This window comes from Solwaraspora sp. WMMD406 (assembly GCF_029626025.1).
Lineage (GTDB): Bacteria > Actinomycetota > Actinomycetes > Mycobacteriales > Micromonosporaceae > Micromonospora_E.
Genome location: NZ_JARUBF010000001.1, coordinates 4,660,578 through 4,679,995, shown reverse-complemented (window position 1 = coordinate 4,679,995; position 19,418 = coordinate 4,660,578). Strand labels below are relative to the sequence as shown.

Genomic DNA, 19,418 nt, shown 5'->3' with positions numbered 1-19,418 from the left:
GCACCCGGACGCCCATAGATGGATATCGTTTCAGTCGGGCGTCCCGCAGGCAACCACCCGACTCGTGGTCGGCCTGCGGTATCGCTGGTTCGACGATCTCTGACTATAGTCAGAGATCGTGAGCATGGAGCCCCGGATCCAGACGATCCGCGCGTTCAACCGCGTCGTCACCGAACGACTCGGCGCGCTGCAGGACCGCTACCTGTCGCGTGACCGACCGCTGAGTCTGGACCGTGTGCTGTGGGAGATCGGCGACGACGGCATCGAGGTGCGCGAGCTGCGTAGCCGCCTCGGACTCGACTCCGGCTACGCCAGCCGGCAGCTGCGCGCCCTGGAACAGGAAGGCCTGGTCGTCGTCACCCCGTCCGAACACGACAGTCGGGTCCGCCGGGCGACGCTCACCCCGGCGGGACGGGCGGAACTGGCCGTGCTGAACCGGCTCTCGGACGACCTGGTCGACACGATCCTCGATCCGTTGACCGAACGTCAACGAGACGAACTCGTCGCTGCCGCCGCGACCGTACGTCGCCTGTTCACCGCCTCCGAGATCACGATCACCACGGTCGACCCGGCCTCGGACGCGGCCCGGTCGGCGGTCGACGCATACCGCCGCACCCTCGACGACCGCTTCGACGGCGGGTTCCATCCGGAGCGCAGCCTGCCCACCGCCGACGACGCGCTGCGACCCCCGTACGGGCGGTTCCTGCTCGCGACACTGAAGGACCGCCCCGTCGGATGCGTCGGCGTCACGACCGCCGACGACCCGGCGGCGGCCGCGATCCGCCGGCTCTGGGTGTCGCCCGAACTGCGCGGGCTGGGGCTCGGACGGCGGCTCCTCGACGCGGCCGAGGACGCGGCCGCGTCGCTCGGGGCGAGCGTCGTCCGGCTGGAGACCAACAGGTCACTCACCGAGGCGATCGGCCTCTACCGGGCCGCCGGCTACGACGAGGTCGTCCCGTTCAACGACGAGCCGTACGCGCACCACTGGTTCGCCAAGCAGCTGACCGGCGGCGGCACCGAGACCCCGCCCGGCCGGGTCGGGTTCATCGGCCTGGGCATCATGGGCCTGCCCATGGCCCGCCGGCTGGTGCACAGCGGTGTCCCGCTGACCGTCTGGAACCGTACCCCGAAGACCGACGACGAACTCGTATCGGCCGGCACCCGGACCGCCGCGACCGTCCCGGAGCTGTTCGCGGGGTGCGACACGGTGTTCGTGATGCTGCGCGACGCGGCCGCCGTCGATCAGGTCCTGCGCGGCGCACCCGGCGGACTCGCCCACCTCGTCGCCGGCCGCACGATCGCCAACATGGGCACCCTTTCCCCCGAGTACGCCAAGGCCCTGGCCGACGAGGTCGAAAGCGCCGGCGGACACTACGTCGAAGCCCCGGTCTCCGGCTCGCGTCGGCCCGCCGAGGACGGCAACCTCGTCGCGATGGTGGCGGGCCGCCCCGACGTCGTCCGACGCGTCGTACCGCTACTCGACCCGATGTGCGCGCGGGTCACCACCTGCGGGCCGGTGCCGTCCGGGATCACGATGAAGCTCGCCGTCAACGTGTTCCTGATCGCGCTCGTGACCGGCCTCGCCGAGGCGTTCCACTTCGCGGACCGACACGGACTCGACCCGCGGCTGCTGCGCGACATCCTGGACGCCGGGCAGATGTCCTCCCCGATCTCCCGGGTCAAGACCGCGAAGCTGGTCGCGGGCGACCTCACCGCGCAGGCGGCGATCTCCGACGTACACACGAACTCCGAGCTCATCGTCGACGCGGCCGTCTCCGCAGGCGCGGCCGTCCCACTCAGCGACCTGTGCCGGGCCCTCTACGCCGACGCCGTGCGGCGTGGTGACGGCGCCCTCGACATGGTCGGCATCCTGCGCACCATCGCCGCCGGACAACGCACCATCGCTGCCGGACAACCGGACCGCAGCCGGCCGGAGGGGTGACGCGAGGAGGCCCGCAGTTGTCGAAGATGGACGGGTTGGCCTACGGTCGAGTGTTCGCCAGGCGGTGGAGGAGCGTGCGTGATGCCGAGCAGGTGGCAGTTCGTGGTGCCGGGGGTCGACCCGGCCAGGGTACGGCTCGAACACGTCCACGCGGTGGTGTCCCGCTGGTTCGATGTGGACCTGGCTGCACACCGGTCACACGCCAAGGCGTACAGCGTCAGTCCGCCGGTGGACCACCCGGCCGGCACCCTGGTCGAAGTCGGCCTGCTCGACGACGCCCTGGTCGACCGGCTACGGGCCGGGGCGGCACCAGGGGCGGTGATCCGGTTCGGCGCGCAGGCCGGCGCGCTGGTCACCGGGGCGCGGCAGGTCGCCGGGGTGTCCTGGTTGGAGCTGGCGCGGCCATCCGGCGACGCCGCGTGGTCGCTGCGGTTCCTGACCCCGGCGACGTTCCGGCGCGGCAACGGCTTCACCCCGTGGCCGGATCCGTGGTCGGTGGTGGCCGGGCTGCGTGCGGTGTGGCGGGCGAGCGCCCCGGCCGGGCTGCCGGAACTGGTGCTGCCGCTACCCGGCGGCGGGGGACCGGGCGGCGGTAGCGGCGGGCCGGGCGGTGGCCAGCCGGGGGAGCGGCCGGACCGGGACATGCTGTGGGTGAGCGACATCGACGGTACGAGCGACGTGGTGAAGGTCAACGGGCGTACGGTGTCGGGCTTCCTCGGCCGGATCCGCTACGTCTGCGACGGACCGGCGACCCTGGTCGGTGCGGTGGACCGGCTGCTGCGGCTGGCCCCGTACAGCGGGGTGGGTGCGCAGCGCGGTCGCGGCTTCGGCCTGGTCCGTCTGGAACCCACCTGGCGGTGACTGCCGTCGGCGCCGTAACCCGGGCTGGTGCGAATTCCGGCGAATCGGGTTCTTATGCCACGTTCAGTTGGATGTTTCCGATTCGAGCGACGATGTCGAGATGCCCACCAAGCCCGGCGACGTACGATCTGAGAGATTCCAGGCTGGTGACCTCGCCGTTCTCGATCTGACTGATCCGAGCCTGCGACAGCCCTGCTGCCTCAGCGAGCTGTACCTGAGTCATGCCCAGTTGCTTGCGGATGTCGGCGAGCTGGGCACCGCTCACGGACGCCAACATCTCCTGGCGCACCTCGGCGCGTCGAGCGACCCGGCTGGGGCTGTCCCACTCAGGGTCGGCCGCGCGTGCCTTAGCTTTGACGTCTCGCCAATTCGTCGGGCTCATCAACATCCTCCTTGAGCTTCATCAGGTGCTCGTCGAACCTCGCGTCGGCCAGTGGGATGGCTTTCTCGTACCAGGCCCGCCACTGGCCGGACTTGTCGCCCGCGACGAGGAACACGGCCTCTCGGAGAGGATCGAAGGCGAAGATCATCCGGATCTCGGTATCGCCTGTCGATCCTGGCCGAAGCTCCTTCATGTTGTGATAGAGACTGCCCTTGAGTCGATCTACAAGAGGTCTCCCCAGCGCGGGACCGTGCTCGGCCAACAGGTCTACAGCCTCGGCGACCCGATCGGCGGTGGCCGGGTCGGTGCAGCAGAGATCGATGAACCAGTCCTCGACCTCAGGATGTAAGGACACCTCCCACATGAGATGACTATAAGCCAGACTTATTGTCGCACGTAACCTGGGTGTCAGAGCTGCCGGCACCTGGCGGTGACGGTCAGGGTTTGCGCTTGCGGGCGGCGTACGAGCGCAGCGCCCGCAGCAGGTCGATCTTGCGGAAGCCGGGCCAGTAGACGTCACAGAACTGCAGCTCGGAGTGGGCCGACTGCCACAGCAGGAAACCGGAGACCCGGCGTTCCCCACTGGTGCGGATGACGAGGTCCGGGTCGGGCTGCCCACTGGTGTAGAGGTGGGCGGCGATCTGGTCGGCGGTGAGTCGCTGCGCGACGTCGTCGAGGGTCGTACCGCGTCGCGCCTGGTCTTCGAGCAGCGACCGGACGGCTTCGACGATCTCCTCGCGGCCGTCGTAGCCGATGGCGACGGTCAGGTGGTGGCCGGTCTGCCGGGGTCGGGTCGCCTCCTCGGCGAGCTTCAGCGCGTGCCGGGTTGAGTCGGGCAGCACCTCCAGCCGGCCGGCCAGGTGCAGCCGCCAGATGTTGTCGTCGCGGGTCAGCCGCTCCGCTACGACGCTTTCGATCATGCCCATCAGATTGTCGACCTCGTCGGAGGCGCGTTTACGGACGTTGTCGACGGAGGCGACGAACACGGTGACGTGCCGGATGCCGATCTCGGCACACCAGCCCAGCACCTCGTCGAGATGCTCGGCACCATGCCGATGCCCGACCTTGGGATCGTCGAAGCCCATCTGCCGCGCCCACCGCCGGTTGCCGTCCATCACCATCGCCAGGTGGCGGGGCAGCTCGGCGGCGGCGAGCTGGGCACGCAGCCGGCGGGCGTAGAGCCGGTGTCCCGCGTCGAGCAACTGTCGCATCATCGCCTGATCTCACCACGCTTCCTCACCCGGACACAGCAGCGCAGGTCGGTCAGCTAATCGGCGGGCGACCGGGTAACGGCGGGTGGTGGCGGTGGCGGGAGACGACGGCGGTCCGGCGATGAGCGTCGGGATCGACCTGGGCGACATCGACCCGTACGGCGGGATCGGGCCGTCGGACGGCGAGCGCGCGCCGACGAAGGTGATCTACGTCGGGGTGCCGGGCGCGACGGTACGGGTGGCAGCCGGCCGCCTCGTCGTCGACTCACCCGACGGCGGCACGCTGCTGAGCGTGCCGGCCGGGCACGTCCGAGGGCTGGCGTTGTGCGGGCCGGTGGGGCTGTCGGCGGGTGCCCGCAGTTGGGCGCTGCGGGACGGGGTCGACGTGGTCTTCGCCTCGTGGCGTGGCCAGTACCTGGGGCAGTTGGCCGGCTCTGGCACTCGTCGGGTGGAACGGCTGCGGGCGCTGCTCGCCGCCGCTGACGACCCCGGGCGGGCGGTGCCGCTCGCGCGGGCGGTCGTCACCGCCAAGCTGGCGAAGCAGGCGGTGTTGCTGCACCGCAGCCGCCGGCAGGAACGCCACGACGAGGTCGATACGGCGATCCAGCGGATCATCCGGTCGATAGACACGGTGGCGCTGGCGGCCAGCCGGGACGAGATCATGGGTGCCGAGGGCGCGGCGGCCCGCGCCTACTTCGCCGCGCTGGGCGCGTTGCTGCCGGCACCGCTGCGGTTCGCCGTCCGGTCGCGGCGGCCACCGCTGGACGTGGTCAACTCGGCCTTGTCGTTCGGTTACACGCTGCTGCTCGGGGAGGCGGTGACCGCGTTGACGGCCGCTGGCCTGGACCCGGCGATCGGGCTGCTGCACACCCCGGCGGACCGGCGGCCGAGTCTGGCACTCGATCTGATCGAGGAGTTCCGGCCGTACGTGGTGGATCAGGTGGTGTTGCACCTGGCCCGGACCGGCCGGCTGGGTCTGGAGCACGGCAGTGAGGAGACCGACCGGGCCGGGGTGTTGCTCAACCGGGAGGGGCGGGCGGTGCTGATCGACGCGTACGAGCAGCGGATGGCGACGGTGACCCGCAGCGCGCTACCCGGCTTCACCGGGTCGATCCGTCGCCACCTGCACCGACAGGCGCAACGGCTGGCGGCGTGGGTGGAGCGGGACGTGCCGTGGGACGGGTTGGAGTGGAGATGACGACGGTGCTGGTGTGCTACGACATCGCGGGACAGCCGCCGGCTGCGGGTGGCGGCGGCCCTGCATCAGTGGGGTGAACGGATCCAGCGCAGCGTCTTCCTCTGCCAGATCGACCGGGCCAGGCTGACGCGACTCGCCGCCCGGTTGGAGCGGATGATCGACGTGGAGACGGATACGATTCACATCGTGCCGATCTGCGCCGGCTGTCAGGGTCAGCTGGTGGTGATCGGCCAGCGACGGACTGACCCAGAGCCGCCCTACTGGGTGGTGTTGTGACACAAGGTACGCGAGGCGCTGATGGTGACCAGACGGCGACAAGTCGGGCCTGGTTAGGTGATCATGCAAATCCGCCCTGCGCCGTGCAAGTCGCTGACCTGCAGAAACGTCTGAAAAAGTGATCTGCGTCACCCGTCGAGTGTGGAGCTGCAGAGGTCGCCGTGCAGCAGCCCTGCGTCTGCCCTGGTCACAGACCCGCCCAGCGGGGTAGGGTCAGAAACCACGTCACGCCCAAGGGCGTATTGAAACCTGAGAGTTTGCAGCGCTCGAAACCTGAACCTCTACACCAGGTCAGAAACCACGTCACGCCCAAGGGCGTATTGAAACACCGGAGTGGAGCCCTGCAGCCAGGCGGTGATGTCGGTCCAGTCAGAAACCACGTCACGCCCAAGGGCGTATTGAAACCCGCCGGGCGGATCGAGCACCAACGTGGCGCCGGACTCACGTCAGAAACCACGTCACGCCCAAGGGCGTATTGAAACCACCGACTTCAGGGCGGCGATCTGGTCGTCGACGTCGGGTCAGAAACCACGTCACGCCCAAGGGCGTATTGAAACGCGCGGCACGGTTCGCGGCCGGCATCGGCGCGAGCGGATGGTCAGAAACCACGTCACGCCCAAGGGCGTATTGAAACTTGCGGCATCCGATGTTGATCACGTACACCATCGCAAACGCAGCGTCAGAAACCACGTCACGCCCAAGGGCGTATTGAAACACAACTCATCTGTGGTCATAGATTCCTCCTCCAATGATGGGTCAGAAACCACGTCACGCCCAAGGGCGTATTGAAACCGCAGTCCGGGGAATGCTTTTTAGCCTGCGCGTCGTCGCCTGAGTCAGAAACCACGTCACGCCCAAGGGCGTATTGCAACGCGGGCCCGAATCTGCCGCCACCTCACAGCAGCCCCCACAGGGCAGTCAGAAACCACGTCACGCCCAAGGGCGTATTGAAACATTTGCCTCAGACGGGGGCGGGTCAGGGGTCGGTCGCAGGTCAGAACACGTCACGCCCAAGGGCGTATTGAAACTCCGTTGCTCGGGGGAACAGGGCGACGCGGGGCCGGCCGTCAGAAACCACGTCACGCCCAAGGGCGTATTGAAACAGGGGGACTGACAACGAAACTACGGGGTACCCAAAGTCAGAAACCACGTCACGCCCAAGGGCGTATTGAAACCTGTGCGCCATGCGGTTAAACCGTGGCGTGTCGGCTACGGGCGGATGGCAACTCTCGGGCGCGGAGCACCTGTTGCTCTTGCCCATCGTTCGGGAACACGTCACGCCTACGGGCGTCTGGGAGGCCGATGAGGCGGCAGAGGGGTGGACGTTGGTCCATCCCTCTGCCGCCTTGTGACGTTCTGTAGGAGAGGGTGAGCGCTCGGTGCCGTACCGGAGAGTGGTCGAGTGCGGTGCAGCTGGGCGGCGTGCCGGCGGGGAGCGGTCGCGTGTGCGGCACGGTATGGTCCGACAGCATGTATCCGGACAATCGGCGCGTCGCGCTCGTCGCGGTGGTCGGCGGCTTCCTGCTGGGGTTCGTCGACTTCGTATGGATCAAGTTCATGCCCTGGTGGCCCTTGGCCGACCTGGGCAACTCGTCGGCGGTGTGGGCGGTTGCCGCGTTCTTCTTCGGCTACTGGGTCCGTACGGGATGGCTCCGGGCCGCTGCCGGTGCCGCCGTCGGGCTGGTGATCGCCGTACCCGCCTACTACGTGGCGGCGGCGCTGATCCAGGGCGACAACTGGTCGGTGATGTGGTCGCCGACGTCGGCGCTGTGGATGGCCTTCGGGGTCCTCGCCGGGGTCGTCTTCGGCGTCGGCGGCGTCTGGGCACGCGGCTCGGGCTGGCGACAAATCATCGGTACGGCCCTGCCGGGGGCGGTGTGCTTCACCGAGGCGGCGTTGGAGGCGAGCCGGATCGGCGAACCGAGCTACGGCACCGATCCGATTCCGCACGTCGTGGTCCGGGCGGTGCTCGGCGTACTGGTGATCGTCCTGGCCGGCCGGACCAACCGCAACCGGCTCCTCAGCCTCGCCACAGCGCTGCCGTTGGCCCTGCTTGGCCTCGGTGCCTTCCTGCTAGCCGGCTTCCGCTGACCGGGCGGGTGTCTACTCGTCGGCCAGCGTGGCCGTGTCGAGCGTGAACGGGAACGGTTGATCGGTGGTCAACACGTCGCCCTTGGTCGCGGTCACGTGCTCGACGTAGTGCTCGCCGTCGAGCCGGAACAGCCGGAGCGTTACCGCCGACGAGCCCGGCAACTCCGGCTCAATCAGCAGATACCACGAGATTCGGGCTGCGGCGTACAGCTGCATCTTGAGCAGACGATCGGTGGCGGCGTTGCTCGGCGAGGTGATCTCGCAGATCAGCACGACCTCGCCAGCGTCGGTGACGGATCCTTCGCTGCTGGTGTCGGCGACGACGAGGTCCGGAATCACGATCCGATCCGTACGCAGCCTGACGTTGATCGCCTCGTACGCCCGGAGGCCGGCAGACCGGGCTGCCGGATACAGCGCGGACATCAGCAGGTAGGAGAGTTGCTGATGACGCTTGCTTGGTGCCGGGCTCACCCACAGGCCTCCGTCGATCAGTTCGACACGATTTGGACTCGCGTCCAGCGCGAGGTATTCCTCCTCGCTCCACGGACCCACGTGATCAAGTACGGCCACGCTCATCAGCTACACCTCCTACTGCTGCCGTGACCAGTCTCCCACTTGCTTGCCGAGGTTGTCGGCAAGCAAGGGCTGCAGCCCCTGCTGCGGGGGCGGTGCCAGCCCCACCCCGAGGATTGGGGTGGGGACGAGGCGATGGGCAACGGTCAGTGGGGGAGGGTGCCGGTCTGTAGGGCGGTGGTGAAGGTGTCCCACTGGCCGGTGGTGAAGGTGAGGGTGGGGCCGGTGCGGTCTTTGCTGTCGCGTACCTCGGCTTGGCCGGCGTGCCGGCGGGCTTCGACGCACGCTCCGCCGTTCCCGGCACTGCGGCTGGACGTGAACCATGAGGTGTCAGGCTTCATCGCTGATGCTCCTCCTCGCTCCGTGGACCTATGCGTCAGGTACGGCTGCGTCCCCCACCCCTGTGACTGGGGCGGGGGACGAGGCGATGGGCAACGGTCAGTGGGGGAGGGTGCCGGTTTGTAGGGCGGTGGTGAAGGTGTCCCACTGGCCGGTGGTGAAGGTGAGGGTGGGGCCGGTGCGGTCTTTGCTGTCGCGTACCTCGGCTTGGCCGGCGTGCCGGCGTGCCTCGACGCACTCGCCACCGTTGCCACCGCTGCGGCTGGACGTGAACCAAGGGGTGTCAGGCTTCATCGCAGATGCTCCTCGATCGGGACCGACTGCTGGCGGATCAGCCGGAAAATTCGACGGTACTCCGCCAACTCCTCCGGCCGCTCCAGATAACGAGCGCCCACATGGGACTCGACGTAGGCGATGTCCGGGTCGTCCGGGTCCGCGAAGTCCAGCAGCGTGAACGGGCTGACCATTGCCGCGTGGGCACCGGCTGACCAGGGCAGGACGCGGATCTCCACCCGTACCCGTCGACCCAGCCCGGCCAGGTGGGCGCGTTGCTCGGCCATCACTGCCGGCCCGCCGACCTCGCGGGCCAGCGCGCCTTCACCCAGGACTGCGACGATCCGGGCCGGCTCCTCGCGGTCGTAGTAGGAGATCTGCCGGTCCAGCCGCAGTGAGACCTGACCTTCGATCTTCTGCTCGGTCGCCTGCGGGTCGGCGGCGCGGAAGACCGCGCGCATGTAGTCCGGGGTCTGCAGCAGGCCGTGGATCAGCTCCGGGTTGTAGTTGTGGATCTCGGTGGCGGCGGTTTCGAGGCCGACATACAACCGGAACCAATCCGGTACGGCGTCCCCATGCGACTCCCACCAGCCGTGCTCGTCACACGCGGCGGCCAGCCGGGTCAACGCGTCCGTCGTCTCCGGATCGGCACCATAGAACCAGCACAAACCGCGAACGGTGTTCATCTTTACCGGAGACTTGCCGCTTTCGATCCGCCACAACGTCGTACGCGAACAGACCTTCGCCCGCTCCACCTCCTGCTCGGTGCGGGCCGCCTCCTCACGCAGCCGGCGCAACCGTCGCCCCAGCTGACGGCGCACCACAGTCGGTCCGGTGACCGGCATGCTTTTACCTTCCTCTCGTCCGACACACCCACCACCCGCGCCAATGTTTCACCAGGGAACCGCTGGCCGGGCCGGCCGCCGAATTCACCACATCACAGTGGACGGGCGACGGCGTACGCGATTGAGTCTCCCGCACGAGGACTGGAAACGTGGTCCGCCACAAGGATCGAACCCCGAAAATCCGAAACTCGTGACGGAGGTCAAGCATGTGCCTGTTCCGTGGTGAGCCGATCGGCCGCGAACCACGCCTCGTCCGTTCCCTGGCCGCCAACGGCGTGGAGCGTCCCGACCCGCGCGGCAACACCCCGTACCGCTGGGAGACCGGGAGCCACGGCGGCGCGCGACCGGCCACGGCCGGCGCTGGCGGGGCCGGCGGCGGTGGCGGCAACGACGGACACTGGCCGCCGGCCCCGCGCACCGGCGGGCACCGACCGGAATACCCGCTCGACGGGCTGCTGTTCTGCGCCGCCTGCGAGCGTGCGCTGACCGGCATGGAGATGCTCGGCGGCCGGGCGTACGGCTCCCCGTGCGGCTGCCGGCTCACCGTGCTCAACGCCCAACGACTCGAACAGCTCGTCCTGCACGCCCTGGCCACCCGCGAACCGGGCGCGCTGGTCCAGATCGAGCAGGCCGTCGACCCCGGCCAGCTGATGCGCCGCTACCTCGCCGAGGTACGGATCGGCGGCACCATCGACGACCTCGACCTGGTTTGGCTGGTGTAGCTCGGTCGCCCAGTCAAGCCGAGCGCGATGGACGCGCGGACAGGCCGGCTGGCGTACGGGGGTAGTACCGCGATCCGGCGTGATCCCGCTGAGGCTCATGCAGCGGGATCACGCCGAAACACATAGTCGGTCCCGTGCGGCCAGCCGGTCGGCAGCGGCACGGCTCAGCGCAGCCACATCGGGTCGTCAGGAACTGGAGGAGCCGTTACGGCGTGCCTTGTCCATGAGTAGATCGAAATAGGCGCTTTGCTCGTAGCCGGCGCCGTTGCGTGAGTACTCGGCGAGGCGGTCCGCCAGCTGATCGGCCTCAGCCTTACGCGCGGCGAGGAAGTCTCGCACGACGGCGGCCAAAGCCTGGTTGGACAGCGTTGCCGCGCCGCCGGCGACCGGATTGTCGAGGAGATCTTCCAGGATCGTCGACCATTGCCGGCTCATCCGAGCTATGTACTGCGCGCGTTTGGTGTCCACGTCGTACTCGCAGTCGAGCCTGATCAACTGTTCCCAGTACGGCTGCACAGCCTGCTTGACCCGGTCGTCGAGCTCGACCGACACGCATGCCTGGCAGTCCACTCGCGCCTCGCCGTACTCGTACCGTAATGGTCCGAAGGCATCGATTGTGCGTTGCAGCTCGACCTCCAACTCCTCCGCCTGGTGCGCGGCGACGTTGCGGGCGCGGGCGGCGGCGAGACGGGTCAGCGCCCGGATCGCGTACGGTATGAAGATCTTGACGCAGCCGTTGAGCGTCTCCCTCGGGAGCCCTTCGGATGACCAGACGAAGCTGGTGTGGACGCGGAAGGCGAACAGGTATCCCCGGGCGGGCACGACGATCGGTGCCGGTGCGTCCCGGAGTTCGGTCAGCCGCCCCGGCGGCGCGGGTGGCGGCGACGGCGGCGAGAGCTCCGGTTCGGGGGCGCTCATCGCCGCGACCAACCGGTGCCACGGCCTCAGCAGCCACGATATGAACCGACGCCACCTACCACCGGAGCCTCGCGTCTCGAAATCTGTCATGTCGTCACTTCCTCATCGCGACGTCGAGCCATCGCGGCAGCCCGCTGTCGAACCGTGGTAGCTGGGCAAGGTTGAACTCCATCCGACGGTGCAGGGACGGGTCGGCGGCGAGGTCCGCGACCAACGAGGCGACTGCCTTGCGTACGGTGTCATCGGCGTCGGCCCTGGCCAGCCACTGGCCGAACGTGTGCCACGCCCGCTGGGAAAGGCCCGGACTGAGCAACGCCAGCCGCCAGAGCCGTACGAGGCCGCCGCCGTCGATTTGCTGCGCCGCGAACCTGATCAGCAGGTCGGGTACGTCGCCACGGGAGTCGTCGTCCACGTGCTCGGCGACTTCGATCAGGGCGTAGGCGGCATGTGGCTGCAGCTGACGGTCCTGCGACCAGTTCACCAGCTCGCCGATGATGTGCTCGGCGCTGTGCACGGTGTAGATCTGGCGCACGCCTTTGGCCACGGTCCGGGTGTGCTGTTGCATCGGGTCCTGGGCGATGCGGCGCAGGTCGGCCAGGCTCCAACTGACGTCCGGCTGGCGCAGCCCGCTGGCGTAGACCCGCGCGGCGGCGTCCCGCTGGTAGTTGCGCCTGCCACCAGCCCAACTACGGACCCGCCGACGGACAAGGTGGCCCACTTGGCCACCCATGTCCGCCGCGACCATCGTCCACGCCGCTGCCTGACGCAGCCGCCGTTTCGGCGACGCGGCCCACTCATCGACCAATTCGGTGCAGACCCGGAGGAAGTCGTGGTGCGCGAGTAGTCCGGCGGCCTCTGCCGCTGCGCGCTGCATCGGCTCGTCGCCCCTTGTCGCCAGCGTGTTCAGCCAGTTGATCAAAGCCGGCCGGGTGCTGTCGAACTCGTGCCACGCCACTTCGATGATCGCGCCCCGCATCGCACCGTCGCGCAGCCACGCCGAGCGTGATGATCCACCGGGGGAGTTCGTGGCGTCGCGGCTTTCCTGCCAATCCACCTGGAGGAGGGGGCCGAGTAGCTCCGAAACGGAGTACTGCAGCGCCATCCGTCCCCAGTCGACTCGTTTGGCCTGGCCGTCTATCTCCTCGAGCAGGAGGCTGGCCGCCTCGAAGACGTAGTGCAGCGGTCGGCGGGCGAAGACGGCGTACGCGATCCGGAAAGCCCGCTCGTGTTGGTCGATTCGTCGTTGCCGGCGGTGGCCGGTGCCGTCCTGGTTGGTCGCGAGGATCTCCGCCGCGCGAACCCTGCGTCGCGGCTGGGAGTTGTCAAGGATCCGCTCAATGTCCTCGGAGCCGGCCGGATGAGCTGCCCAGACAGCCTCGGCGATGAAGACCACCTCTTGCGGCCCGTAGCAGCTGTGTAGGGCGGCGGTGAGCTTTTCGTGTTGGAGGTACCGGCTGACGGCATGCTCTCGGTCCGGTTCGGACGACCTCGGCATGGCACGCAGGTGACGATGCAGATGAGCGTGGAAGACAGCCACCGGTTCCGGAGGATGGTGCGTCACCTCGGCACCGGACCGTCCGCCCACACGGCCCTCGTCGTCACGGATCAGCAGCAGGCTGGCCTCGCGACGTCGGAAGAGGTCTGCGAGCATGGGTATCACCCGGCTGTGTGTGTCGCCCGGTAGCCGGAGCACGTACCCGTGATCCTTCTTGAGGGTTCTGTCGCTGGCCTGGGTGAGGACGCCGGGCTCGACATCGTCGGGTAGCAGGATCTCGTGCGTCTGGTCCGGGCCGTGGCGTCGGGCCAGCGCCACGAGCGCGGTGCTGAACCGGCCGGTGTCGGGCCTGCCAGCCAGACACACCGCCGATCGTTCGCTGAGCTTCCTCGCCAGTTCATCGTCTGCGGCAGTCGGCACGTACACCGTGAGTAGATCGGTGACTCCCACTAAGTCGGTGATAACGGGTCTCCCCGATGGTCGACCCAGGTTGTACACGATCTTGATCGTGTTGCCCATGCCGACAGCGCCCACCCCACCGATGCGCAGCCCTGAGTAGGAGGCGGAAAGCCCGTCGCCGTACAGCTCCGCACCGACCTGCGGGTCCAGCCACAGGGACTCCGGATCGGGTTCGTCCTGGAGATCGGCCTCCGGCTCCGACGACATCTCGTGGCCAGGGATAGCGCCCGTCATCGAGGCGACTCCCAAGAGTCGAGATCCTCCGGTCGGCCCGATATCGAGACGGCGTTTCCGGTACCGATGGCACCGACACCCCCTATCTGGTTGTCCCGGAACACCTGCGCACCGCCCGCCGGTCGCGGACGAGGCCCGGGTCGCCGATGGTCGATCCCCCCGGCGCCGGGGCCATCGTTCTGCTGGCCGGGCCCATGGTCCAGCGCCTCTGGTTGCGCGGAGGCTGGCGCGAGGCTCTCACCCGGGACGTAGATCCAGGCGGCGGCCTCGAAGTCCTTGTCCGCGATGCGCGCGGTCACTCGCTGAAAGTGATCCGGTCGAAGGTCCTGGTATTGCCGAACGATGTCCTGGTAGAGCCGGTCCGACACGATGAGGGCGACCGCTGCTTGCGGGAACTGCCGTAACGCGGCCTTGAGCTGGGGTGAGTCGACCAGACGGCAGACTGTCACGACCGCCTCGCTCGGGAATCCGTTCGCTCCGTTCAAGTGGACCGGCCCTTCGTGCACAGCTACCCGCAGGCGAATCCGAGCCTCGCTGCTGAGGCCACGATTGGTCTCGCGCAGAAGTCGGTCAAAGACTGGTGTCAACCGCGCCAGCACCGCCCGTTCGCTGGTGCCCTGGGGGAGGATGGCGAGCTCGCCGTCTCCCCCCTGTTGGACCTGCCAGTTGGCGCGATCGAAGCCCAGCTCGCCGCACGCTGTCGTCATGACCTCCTGAAAGGCCAATTGCGCACGATGCTGCAGGACGTTGTCTCGGCGGCTGTAGGACTCCATGTCCACAGCGATCAGGACACGCCGGTCCGGATCATTGATGTAAGGCATGTTCCCCATCTCTCCCTGGCGACGAACCGTTCGATGCTTATCTCTACAGAACGGCGGGCAGGGAGATTCCATAAAAGTACGTAATCGAGGCGAGAGTCGCATGGGCGACAAGTGGTAGTCCGATGCGTCGATTCACATCGGTTCCACGTTGACTCGATGCATGGAGCGAAGCGAGAGCGCGATAAGTGACGCTGGTCCGGACCTGTGGCGTGATTTTCAGGTGGGTCTGGCCACTGCGGCCTCGCTGCAAACGTCAATCAGACACGCGGACGCGAAAGCGCTGGCCATGCTGGCGGCCGAAGGGGGCGTCGCGGCGACCGTTGCCGACCGGGTGCTGCCGACGATGTTTGACGGCCCCTCGGTCGTGGTGGCTATCTCGATCTTTCTCACGGCCGGCGTGGCCGTTGCCTGTGCCGTCACCACCTGGCGGCTCGCGATGTCGCTGCGGCCGCGCCTGACCGGAGCCGGAGGGACCAACCGGTTCGGCTTCCCGGACCTCGTCGCGGCCGGCGGGTGCCCTTCGCCCGCAGCTGTCCACCAGCACCGGGACGAGGCCTGGGACTTCGTGGTAGCCCTAGCCCGTATCGCATTGGCCAAGTTTGTATTGATCAATGACTCTATGCCCTGGTTCCTTGTTGTGCTGGGCGGTGCCGTCGGGTTGCTGGTGGTCAGGGGCGCAGGGGGTGCGATGTCCTGAATGACTGCGGAGGGTGGCTAAACGCAAGCTGTGCGTGAATGATGTCTTCTTGACTACGAGGAGGTACAGATGGACAACGCTCCCTGGTTGCCGGGTACCTTCCTGGCCCGGCTCCAGCCGTCGACGCGCAAACGTCTCCTGTCGGCGGGAGTCCGACGGTCCGTGAAGGAAGCGCAGGTCATGATCCATGAGGGCGCTGAAGAGTCCTACGTGGTCTTGCTCGACGACGCGCTCGTCAAGGTAACGGCTGCGTTGACCGACGGTCGGCACGCCTTGTTGTCGATCCGGGTCTCCGGCGACGTCATCGGTGAGATATCAGCACTGAACGAGACGCCGAGGACGGCGACGGTGACCGCCTGCCGGCCATCGGTCATCCGCGTGGTGCACCGCAACGAGTTCATGGCATTCCTCCGCGACTACCCCGACGCCGCGCTGACCGTGGCCGGGATCATCGCGGACCGTCTTCGCTGGGCCAACCGGCGCCGCATCGACTTCACTGCCTACACGGTGCGGGTGCGCTTGGCCCGCGTCCTGTGGGAGCTTGCCGCCGCCTATGGACGGCGGAGCCCGCAAGGCATCGTCGTCGACATCCGGTTGACCCAGGATGAGATGGCCACCCTCTGCGGGGCCGCACAGGTCAGCGCACAAAAGGCACTCAGCGGACTCCGCGCGGACGGCATCGTCGCCATCCGCTACCGGGGCTTCGTCGTACGGGACAGCGAGGCGTTGCGTTCAGTCGCCAAATTCAACGGATGAGGTTTCTGTGCTTCGGCCGACGGCGGCGGGTGCCACCGCCGGAGGCCGATGCGCGGGTACGCCGAGAAGCGGGTCGGTATCAAGGGCGCGGGTCAGTAGAAGAAGTCGACGATCGAGTCCCAGACCGCGCGGATCGCGCTGCGGACCGCCGACCACAGGCGCGGCGCCTCGTCATGCAGCCAGGCGAGGAAGACCGTGACGTTGCGCATCACCTCGACGCGCTTCTTCTTTTTCAGCTTGCCGAGCATCTCGATGATCTGCCGCTCTTCGGCGGCCGAAAGGTTGGACATGGGATGGGTTCCTCTCGCCCGTGGCGGTCGGTCAGCGGAACAGACCGCGGAGGTCCTGTAGGAAATCGGCGACCGCCGTACGGACCCGCCGGTAGATCTCGTCGGCGGCGCCGATGACGTCGGCGAGCCAGTTGAGGAACGAGGCTGAGGTACGCAGGATCTTCTGGATCTTGTCGCGGTTCTCCTTGCGGAGCAGTCTGATGATCGTCTGCTCCTGTGCCCTGGTCAGTGCCATGATGCTCACCGCTCTCCGTGTTCGTCGCGCCAGGCCCGGACGAACTTCCGCACCTCCGGTGCGGCGAGTTCGAACGGGTCGGCGGTCTCCTTCGGCAGCTTCCACGCTGCTTTACCGGCCGCGCCGATCAACGTGATCAGCAGGTCGTCGAGCCGACACCGGCGGGAGAGGGACCGCGAGTGTCGCCGACGACGGAGCCGGGCATCCTGCTGGCACCCCGGCGTCGGTACGGGGGCGTCCGCCGCGCCCGTACTGCAGATCGGCGGAGCCGCGCTCGGGGTGGCGCTGTTCGTCGGCGGAATCGTGATCGGCGTGGACGGGGTGACCGATCTCCTCGCCGCCCGGCAGATCAGGCGCGCGCTGCCGCGAAAGGCGATCCTGCTCAATTCGGAAGGGCTGCGGTTCATTCCGGAGTTGAACGGCGAGATGCTGGAGGTCTGCGTGCCGTGGGGTGAGATCGAAGGTTGTGGATTTCGTCCGGGACTCGGCGGTAACGAGTTCCTCTGCTTCGACGCGCCGGGCCGGTACCCGGCGCCGCCGGTGGCATACGGCTGCGATCCGCACTACGCCGCTGAACCGACGGCCGCTGCTTCCTGCCGCCGAGGTGACCACCGGCGGACGTCAACGCTCCCGGGCCGGGCACCCGTACTGCGTTTGTGGTTGATCCCGTTGCGGGATCAACCACAAATCAACATTGGGTTCCGGGGGCTGTGCGGATCACCAGTGGCGACAGTCGTCGCCAGCCAGCCACCGGCCGCACCCGTCACCGGACCGGCAGCAGGGCGGGCCCGCCGTCCTTGGCCGACCGGGTCAGCGGGGGAAAGTCAGTCCACAGGTAGAGGAAGCACAGGATCCGTGGGTCACCCTGATATCTGAACCGGTCGTCGATCCGGTACCAGTGCGCGTCGACCCGGTCCGGCAGATCGTCGTCGACCGGTAGGCCCACGTAGTCGGCGACCAGCCGCAGACACCGTTGACGGAACCGCTCCTCCTCCAATTCAGGATTGTCGAGGTCGACGGGAGGAAGCGTGCTTTGGTCGAACGTCCCGACGAACTCGCTGCGGTGTGGCTGGCCGCAATCGACCGGCTCCATCGCCCCCACGAACCCGCGGTCGTCCCACAGCGGCTCGTAACAGCGCAGCAGCAGTGGCGCGTCGCCGGCCAGCGCGCCGCGCAGGCTCCCGGTCCGAGGGACCACCTTGTCCGGCAGCACACTCGTGACCTCGGCGAGGTCGCAGCGGAACCAGCGGGCCCCGGCCTCCCAGGCGACCTGCGGCGGCATCACCACGGTCAACCGCAGCGCTCCGTGCTGCCAGAGGTCGCCCAGGAACCTGGTGGCGTGCGTCTCGCACTCCGTACGGGCCGCTTCGCGCGTCGGGTCGAACCCGACCGGGGCGGTCGGCCGCCGTGCGTCGGCGCCGGTGAAGGTACCGACGTGCACCGTCTCGACCCGGTGCAGCCGGGCGCAGTCCACCGGCAGGTAGTACTTCGCGCTGCCGGAGACGGCCTCCTCGCGGTGACAGACGCCGGCCTTCGGCACGAAGGTGGACGGCGCGTCGAACGCGGCCCAACCGTCGGTCAGGTCGCCGTCGAGCCCTTGCGGCGGCGGTACGCAGCCGGCGATCACGGCCAGGGACGCGGCGGCCAGCACCGCGACCATCCGCGTCAGCGGTGACGATGAGCGTTCCCGTCGTCGCGTGCCCCGCCACCCTGGTGCCATCATCGTCTGCTCCCTAGATGACTACTCGTACTGGATCGGTAGGGCGCTGGTGCCGCCGCCGCGCACCGACCGGATCAGCGGCGGATCGGAGCGCCAGGCGAAGCAGCGAACCGTCGACTCGCCTTCCGCCCAGCTCAGCTGGTCGGGATTGCTGTAGATCGTGCCGACCCGGTACTCCAGGTTGCCGTCGTTCGGCACCTTCGCGTACCGGGCGACCACCGCGCGGCACCGGGCGTGCGCCTGGTCGGCGTTCGACTCCAGGTCGTCGTACGTCAGCTCGTCCTCCACGTAGGTGCCGACGAACTCTGCCTGGTGCGGGGCGTCGCAGTACATCGGCTCCGTCAGGACCTCGCCGTCGTCGACCGCCGGGGAACCGAAGCAGGCCAGGCGCAGCACGTGACCGGGGACGGCCAGCACTCCCTTGGCCGAGCCGTACCAGTCGACGATCGAGCCGTCGGGGGTGTCGGTGACGCCGACGTCGCAGCGGAACCAGCGCGCACCACCATCCCAGGCAGTCGCCGACGGCGTCACGATCGTCAGCCGGAACCGGCCGGTCCGCCACGGTCCGCCGAGGAACTCGTTGACCCGCTCGTCGCACGCGGCGCGGGCGACCCGCCTGGCCGGCACCAGACCGTTCGCCGGGCCGTTCTCGTCAACGGTCACGCTCGGATCGTCGCCGAACGTGCCGACGTACGCGGTCTCCAGGTCGTGGTACCCGGCGCAGCTGCTCGGCCGGTAGTTCTGCCGGGTGCCGACGACCGTCACCTGATGGTGACAGACATCGGCCTCCGGCATGAGGTGGACCGGCTCGTCGAACGCCGGCCAGCCGTTGGCGAGGTTACCGTCAGCGGACATCGGCAGTGCGCAGCCGGTCGCTGCCGTGAGTGTCACGACCATCAGCAGCGCAGCGGCCAGTCCGACCCGGGCCTGCCGGCGGGTGCCTCGTTGACGGGAGTCACCCCACCGACCGGAGTCACCCCACCGACCGGAGTCGCGCCGTCGCGCCATGATGCGTGCCTTCCCGTCGTCTGACTGTCGCCTGTCCGTCGTGGTTCAGGCGGCCGAGGCTACGACATCCGG

Annotated in this window: 23 protein-coding genes and 1 CRISPR repeat array; of the genes, 8 read left to right on the top strand and 15 right to left on the bottom strand. The window is 68.3% G+C overall.

The window, feature by feature from the left end:
- The first annotated feature begins 124 nt into the window (after positions 1-124).
- Both O7632_RS20510 and cas6 read left to right on the top strand, forming a co-directional pair.
- Positions 125-1,942 carry a GNAT family N-acetyltransferase gene (locus tag O7632_RS20510; RefSeq protein ID WP_278120236.1) on the top strand — a complete coding sequence of 606 codons (1,818 nt, stop codon included), beginning with the start codon at positions 125-127 and terminating at the stop codon, positions 1,940-1,942.
- Between the two features lie 81 nt (positions 1,943-2,023).
- On the top strand, positions 2,024-2,803 hold the full coding sequence (cas6, locus tag O7632_RS20505) for a CRISPR system precrRNA processing endoribonuclease RAMP protein Cas6 (protein ID WP_278116573.1): 780 nt from the start codon (positions 2,024-2,026) through the stop codon (positions 2,801-2,803).
- 52 nt (positions 2,804-2,855) lie between these two features.
- Here cas6 and O7632_RS20500 read toward each other — a convergent pair whose 3' ends face one another.
- From O7632_RS20500 to uppS, 3 genes are all read right to left on the bottom strand, one after another.
- Positions 2,856-3,185 (bottom strand): helix-turn-helix transcriptional regulator, encoded by a 330-nt coding sequence (locus O7632_RS20500; RefSeq protein ID WP_278116572.1) that lies wholly within the window; start codon positions 3,183-3,185, stop codon positions 2,856-2,858.
- Positions 3,151-3,549, bottom strand: a complete 399-nt coding sequence (locus O7632_RS20495) for a type II toxin-antitoxin system RelE/ParE family toxin (RefSeq protein ID WP_278116571.1) — start codon at positions 3,547-3,549, stop codon at positions 3,151-3,153. The genes O7632_RS20500 and O7632_RS20495 overlap by 35 nt, the downstream gene beginning before the upstream one ends.
- A gap of 73 nt (positions 3,550-3,622) precedes the next feature.
- On the bottom strand, positions 3,623-4,399 hold the full coding sequence (gene uppS / locus O7632_RS20490; protein WP_278116570.1) for a polyprenyl diphosphate synthase: 777 nt from the start codon (positions 4,397-4,399) through the stop codon (positions 3,623-3,625).
- A gap of 91 nt (positions 4,400-4,490) precedes the next feature.
- Here uppS and cas1 point away from each other — a divergent pair, with 91 nt between their 5' ends.
- The 3 genes from cas1 (at position 4,491) to O7632_RS20475 (ending at position 7,961) form a co-directional block, all read left to right on the top strand.
- Positions 4,491-5,594 carry a CRISPR-associated endonuclease Cas1 gene (gene cas1, locus O7632_RS20485; RefSeq protein ID WP_278116569.1) on the top strand — a complete coding sequence of 368 codons (1,104 nt, stop codon included), beginning with the start codon at positions 4,491-4,493 and terminating at the stop codon, positions 5,592-5,594.
- Between the two features lie 42 nt (positions 5,595-5,636).
- Positions 5,637-5,870 carry a CRISPR-associated endonuclease Cas2 gene (gene cas2, locus O7632_RS20480; protein WP_278120234.1) on the top strand — a complete coding sequence of 78 codons (234 nt, stop codon included), beginning with the start codon at positions 5,637-5,639 and terminating at the stop codon, positions 5,868-5,870.
- 212 nt (positions 5,871-6,082) lie between these two features.
- Positions 6,083-7,045: direct repeats of the CRISPR family, unit length 37 nt; unit sequence GTCAGAAACCACGTCACGCCCAAGGGCGTATTGAAAC.
- Between the two features lie 295 nt (positions 7,046-7,340).
- Positions 7,341-7,961, top strand: coding sequence for a DUF6518 family protein (locus O7632_RS20475; RefSeq protein WP_278116568.1), 621 nt, complete (start codon positions 7,341-7,343; stop codon positions 7,959-7,961).
- A gap of 12 nt (positions 7,962-7,973) precedes the next feature.
- On the opposite strand, the gene O7632_RS20470 is transcribed toward O7632_RS20475, so the two are convergent.
- The 4 genes from O7632_RS20470 to O7632_RS20455 form a co-directional block, all read right to left on the bottom strand.
- Complete coding sequence (locus O7632_RS20470; RefSeq protein WP_278116567.1) at positions 7,974-8,537, bottom strand: Uma2 family endonuclease; 564 nt, start codon at positions 8,535-8,537, stop codon at positions 7,974-7,976.
- A 143-nt stretch (positions 8,538-8,680) separates the two neighbouring features.
- Positions 8,681-8,875 carry a DUF397 domain-containing protein gene (locus O7632_RS20465; protein WP_278116566.1) on the bottom strand — a complete coding sequence of 65 codons (195 nt, stop codon included), beginning with the start codon at positions 8,873-8,875 and terminating at the stop codon, positions 8,681-8,683.
- Between the two features lie 97 nt (positions 8,876-8,972).
- On the bottom strand, positions 8,973-9,167 hold the full coding sequence (locus tag O7632_RS20460) for a DUF397 domain-containing protein (RefSeq protein ID WP_278116565.1): 195 nt from the start codon (positions 9,165-9,167) through the stop codon (positions 8,973-8,975).
- Positions 9,164-9,991 carry a DUF5753 domain-containing protein gene (locus O7632_RS20455; RefSeq protein WP_278116564.1) on the bottom strand — a complete coding sequence of 276 codons (828 nt, stop codon included), beginning with the start codon at positions 9,989-9,991 and terminating at the stop codon, positions 9,164-9,166. The genes O7632_RS20460 and O7632_RS20455 overlap by 4 nt, the downstream gene beginning before the upstream one ends.
- A gap of 206 nt (positions 9,992-10,197) precedes the next feature.
- Here O7632_RS20455 and O7632_RS20450 point away from each other — a divergent pair, with 206 nt between their 5' ends.
- Positions 10,198-10,713, top strand: a complete 516-nt coding sequence (locus O7632_RS20450; RefSeq protein ID WP_278116563.1) for a hypothetical protein — start codon at positions 10,198-10,200, stop codon at positions 10,711-10,713.
- A 186-nt stretch (positions 10,714-10,899) separates the two neighbouring features.
- On the opposite strand, the gene O7632_RS20445 is transcribed toward O7632_RS20450, so the two are convergent.
- The 3 genes from O7632_RS20445 to O7632_RS20435 all read right to left on the bottom strand — a co-directional run bounded on the left by O7632_RS20445 (position 10,900) and on the right by O7632_RS20435 (position 14,631).
- Positions 10,900-11,631: a hypothetical protein gene (locus O7632_RS20445; protein WP_278116562.1), complete on the bottom strand. Its 732-nt coding sequence runs from the start codon at positions 11,629-11,631 to the stop codon at positions 10,900-10,902.
- 94 nt (positions 11,632-11,725) lie between these two features.
- Positions 11,726-13,819, bottom strand: coding sequence for a hypothetical protein (locus O7632_RS20440; RefSeq protein WP_278116561.1), 2,094 nt, complete (start codon positions 13,817-13,819; stop codon positions 11,726-11,728).
- Positions 13,816-14,631 carry a hypothetical protein gene (locus O7632_RS20435; protein WP_347403640.1) on the bottom strand — a complete coding sequence of 272 codons (816 nt, stop codon included), beginning with the start codon at positions 14,629-14,631 and terminating at the stop codon, positions 13,816-13,818. Before O7632_RS20435 ends, O7632_RS20440 begins: the two co-directional genes overlap by 4 nt.
- A 169-nt stretch (positions 14,632-14,800) precedes the next feature.
- Between O7632_RS20435 and O7632_RS20430 the strand changes: the two genes are divergently transcribed.
- Both O7632_RS20430 and O7632_RS20425 read left to right on the top strand, forming a co-directional pair.
- Positions 14,801-15,337, top strand: a complete 537-nt coding sequence (locus O7632_RS20430; RefSeq protein ID WP_278116559.1) for a hypothetical protein — start codon at positions 14,801-14,803, stop codon at positions 15,335-15,337.
- A 69-nt stretch (positions 15,338-15,406) separates the two neighbouring features.
- A complete protein-coding gene (locus O7632_RS20425) occupies positions 15,407-16,093 on the top strand; it encodes a Crp/Fnr family transcriptional regulator (protein ID WP_278116558.1) in 687 nt (228 codons plus the stop codon).
- Between the two features lie 92 nt (positions 16,094-16,185).
- Here the strand turns inward: O7632_RS20425 and O7632_RS20420 are convergent, their stop codons facing one another.
- From O7632_RS20420 to O7632_RS20400, 5 genes are all read right to left on the bottom strand, one after another.
- On the bottom strand, positions 16,186-16,383 hold the full coding sequence (locus tag O7632_RS20420; RefSeq protein WP_278116557.1) for a hypothetical protein: 198 nt from the start codon (positions 16,381-16,383) through the stop codon (positions 16,186-16,188).
- A gap of 31 nt (positions 16,384-16,414) precedes the next feature.
- Positions 16,415-16,627 carry a hypothetical protein gene (locus O7632_RS20415; RefSeq protein WP_278116556.1) on the bottom strand — a complete coding sequence of 71 codons (213 nt, stop codon included), beginning with the start codon at positions 16,625-16,627 and terminating at the stop codon, positions 16,415-16,417.
- Positions 16,624-17,004 carry a hypothetical protein gene (locus tag O7632_RS20410; RefSeq protein WP_278116555.1) on the bottom strand — a complete coding sequence of 127 codons (381 nt, stop codon included), beginning with the start codon at positions 17,002-17,004 and terminating at the stop codon, positions 16,624-16,626. The genes O7632_RS20415 and O7632_RS20410 overlap by 4 nt, the downstream gene beginning before the upstream one ends.
- A 377-nt stretch (positions 17,005-17,381) precedes the next feature.
- Positions 17,382-18,341 carry a septum formation family protein gene (locus O7632_RS20405; protein ID WP_278116554.1) on the bottom strand — a complete coding sequence of 320 codons (960 nt, stop codon included), beginning with the start codon at positions 18,339-18,341 and terminating at the stop codon, positions 17,382-17,384.
- An 18-nt stretch (positions 18,342-18,359) separates the two neighbouring features.
- Positions 18,360-19,346 carry a septum formation family protein gene (locus O7632_RS20400; RefSeq protein ID WP_278116553.1) on the bottom strand — a complete coding sequence of 329 codons (987 nt, stop codon included), beginning with the start codon at positions 19,344-19,346 and terminating at the stop codon, positions 18,360-18,362.
- Positions 19,347-19,418 lie beyond the last annotated feature (72 nt).

Coding starts and splice junctions, on each gene's coding strand:
- O7632_RS20510 (WP_278120236.1), top strand. CDS start 125: ATGGAGCCCCGGATCCAGACGATCCGCGCGTTCAACCGCGTCGTCACC.
- cas6 (WP_278116573.1), top strand. CDS start 2,024: ATGCCGAGCAGGTGGCAGTTCGTGGTGCCGGGGGTCGACCCGGCCAGG.
- O7632_RS20500 (WP_278116572.1), bottom strand. CDS start 3,185: ATGAGCCCGACGAATTGGCGAGACGTCAAAGCTAAGGCACGCGCGGCC.
- O7632_RS20495 (WP_278116571.1), bottom strand. CDS start 3,549: ATGTGGGAGGTGTCCTTACATCCTGAGGTCGAGGACTGGTTCATCGAT.
- uppS (WP_278116570.1), bottom strand. CDS start 4,399: ATGATGCGACAGTTGCTCGACGCGGGACACCGGCTCTACGCCCGCCGG.
- O7632_RS20475 (WP_278116568.1), top strand. CDS start 7,341: ATGTATCCGGACAATCGGCGCGTCGCGCTCGTCGCGGTGGTCGGCGGC.
- O7632_RS20470 (WP_278116567.1), bottom strand. CDS start 8,537: ATGAGCGTGGCCGTACTTGATCACGTGGGTCCGTGGAGCGAGGAGGAA.
- O7632_RS20465 (WP_278116566.1), bottom strand. CDS start 8,875: ATGAAGCCTGACACCTCATGGTTCACGTCCAGCCGCAGTGCCGGGAAC.
- O7632_RS20460 (WP_278116565.1), bottom strand. CDS start 9,167: ATGAAGCCTGACACCCCTTGGTTCACGTCCAGCCGCAGCGGTGGCAAC.
- O7632_RS20455 (WP_278116564.1), bottom strand. CDS start 9,991: ATGCCGGTCACCGGACCGACTGTGGTGCGCCGTCAGCTGGGGCGACGG.
- O7632_RS20450 (WP_278116563.1), top strand. CDS start 10,198: ATGTGCCTGTTCCGTGGTGAGCCGATCGGCCGCGAACCACGCCTCGTC.
- O7632_RS20445 (WP_278116562.1), bottom strand. CDS start 11,631: ATGAGCGCCCCCGAACCGGAGCTCTCGCCGCCGTCGCCGCCACCCGCG.
- O7632_RS20440 (WP_278116561.1), bottom strand. CDS start 13,819: ATGACGGGCGCTATCCCTGGCCACGAGATGTCGTCGGAGCCGGAGGCC.
- O7632_RS20430 (WP_278116559.1), top strand. CDS start 14,801: ATGGAGCGAAGCGAGAGCGCGATAAGTGACGCTGGTCCGGACCTGTGG.
- O7632_RS20425 (WP_278116558.1), top strand. CDS start 15,407: ATGGACAACGCTCCCTGGTTGCCGGGTACCTTCCTGGCCCGGCTCCAG.
- O7632_RS20420 (WP_278116557.1), bottom strand. CDS start 16,383: ATGTCCAACCTTTCGGCCGCCGAAGAGCGGCAGATCATCGAGATGCTC.
- O7632_RS20405 (WP_278116554.1), bottom strand. CDS start 18,341: ATGATGGCACCAGGGTGGCGGGGCACGCGACGACGGGAACGCTCATCG.
- O7632_RS20400 (WP_278116553.1), bottom strand. CDS start 19,346: ATGGCGCGACGGCGCGACTCCGGTCGGTGGGGTGACTCCGGTCGGTGG.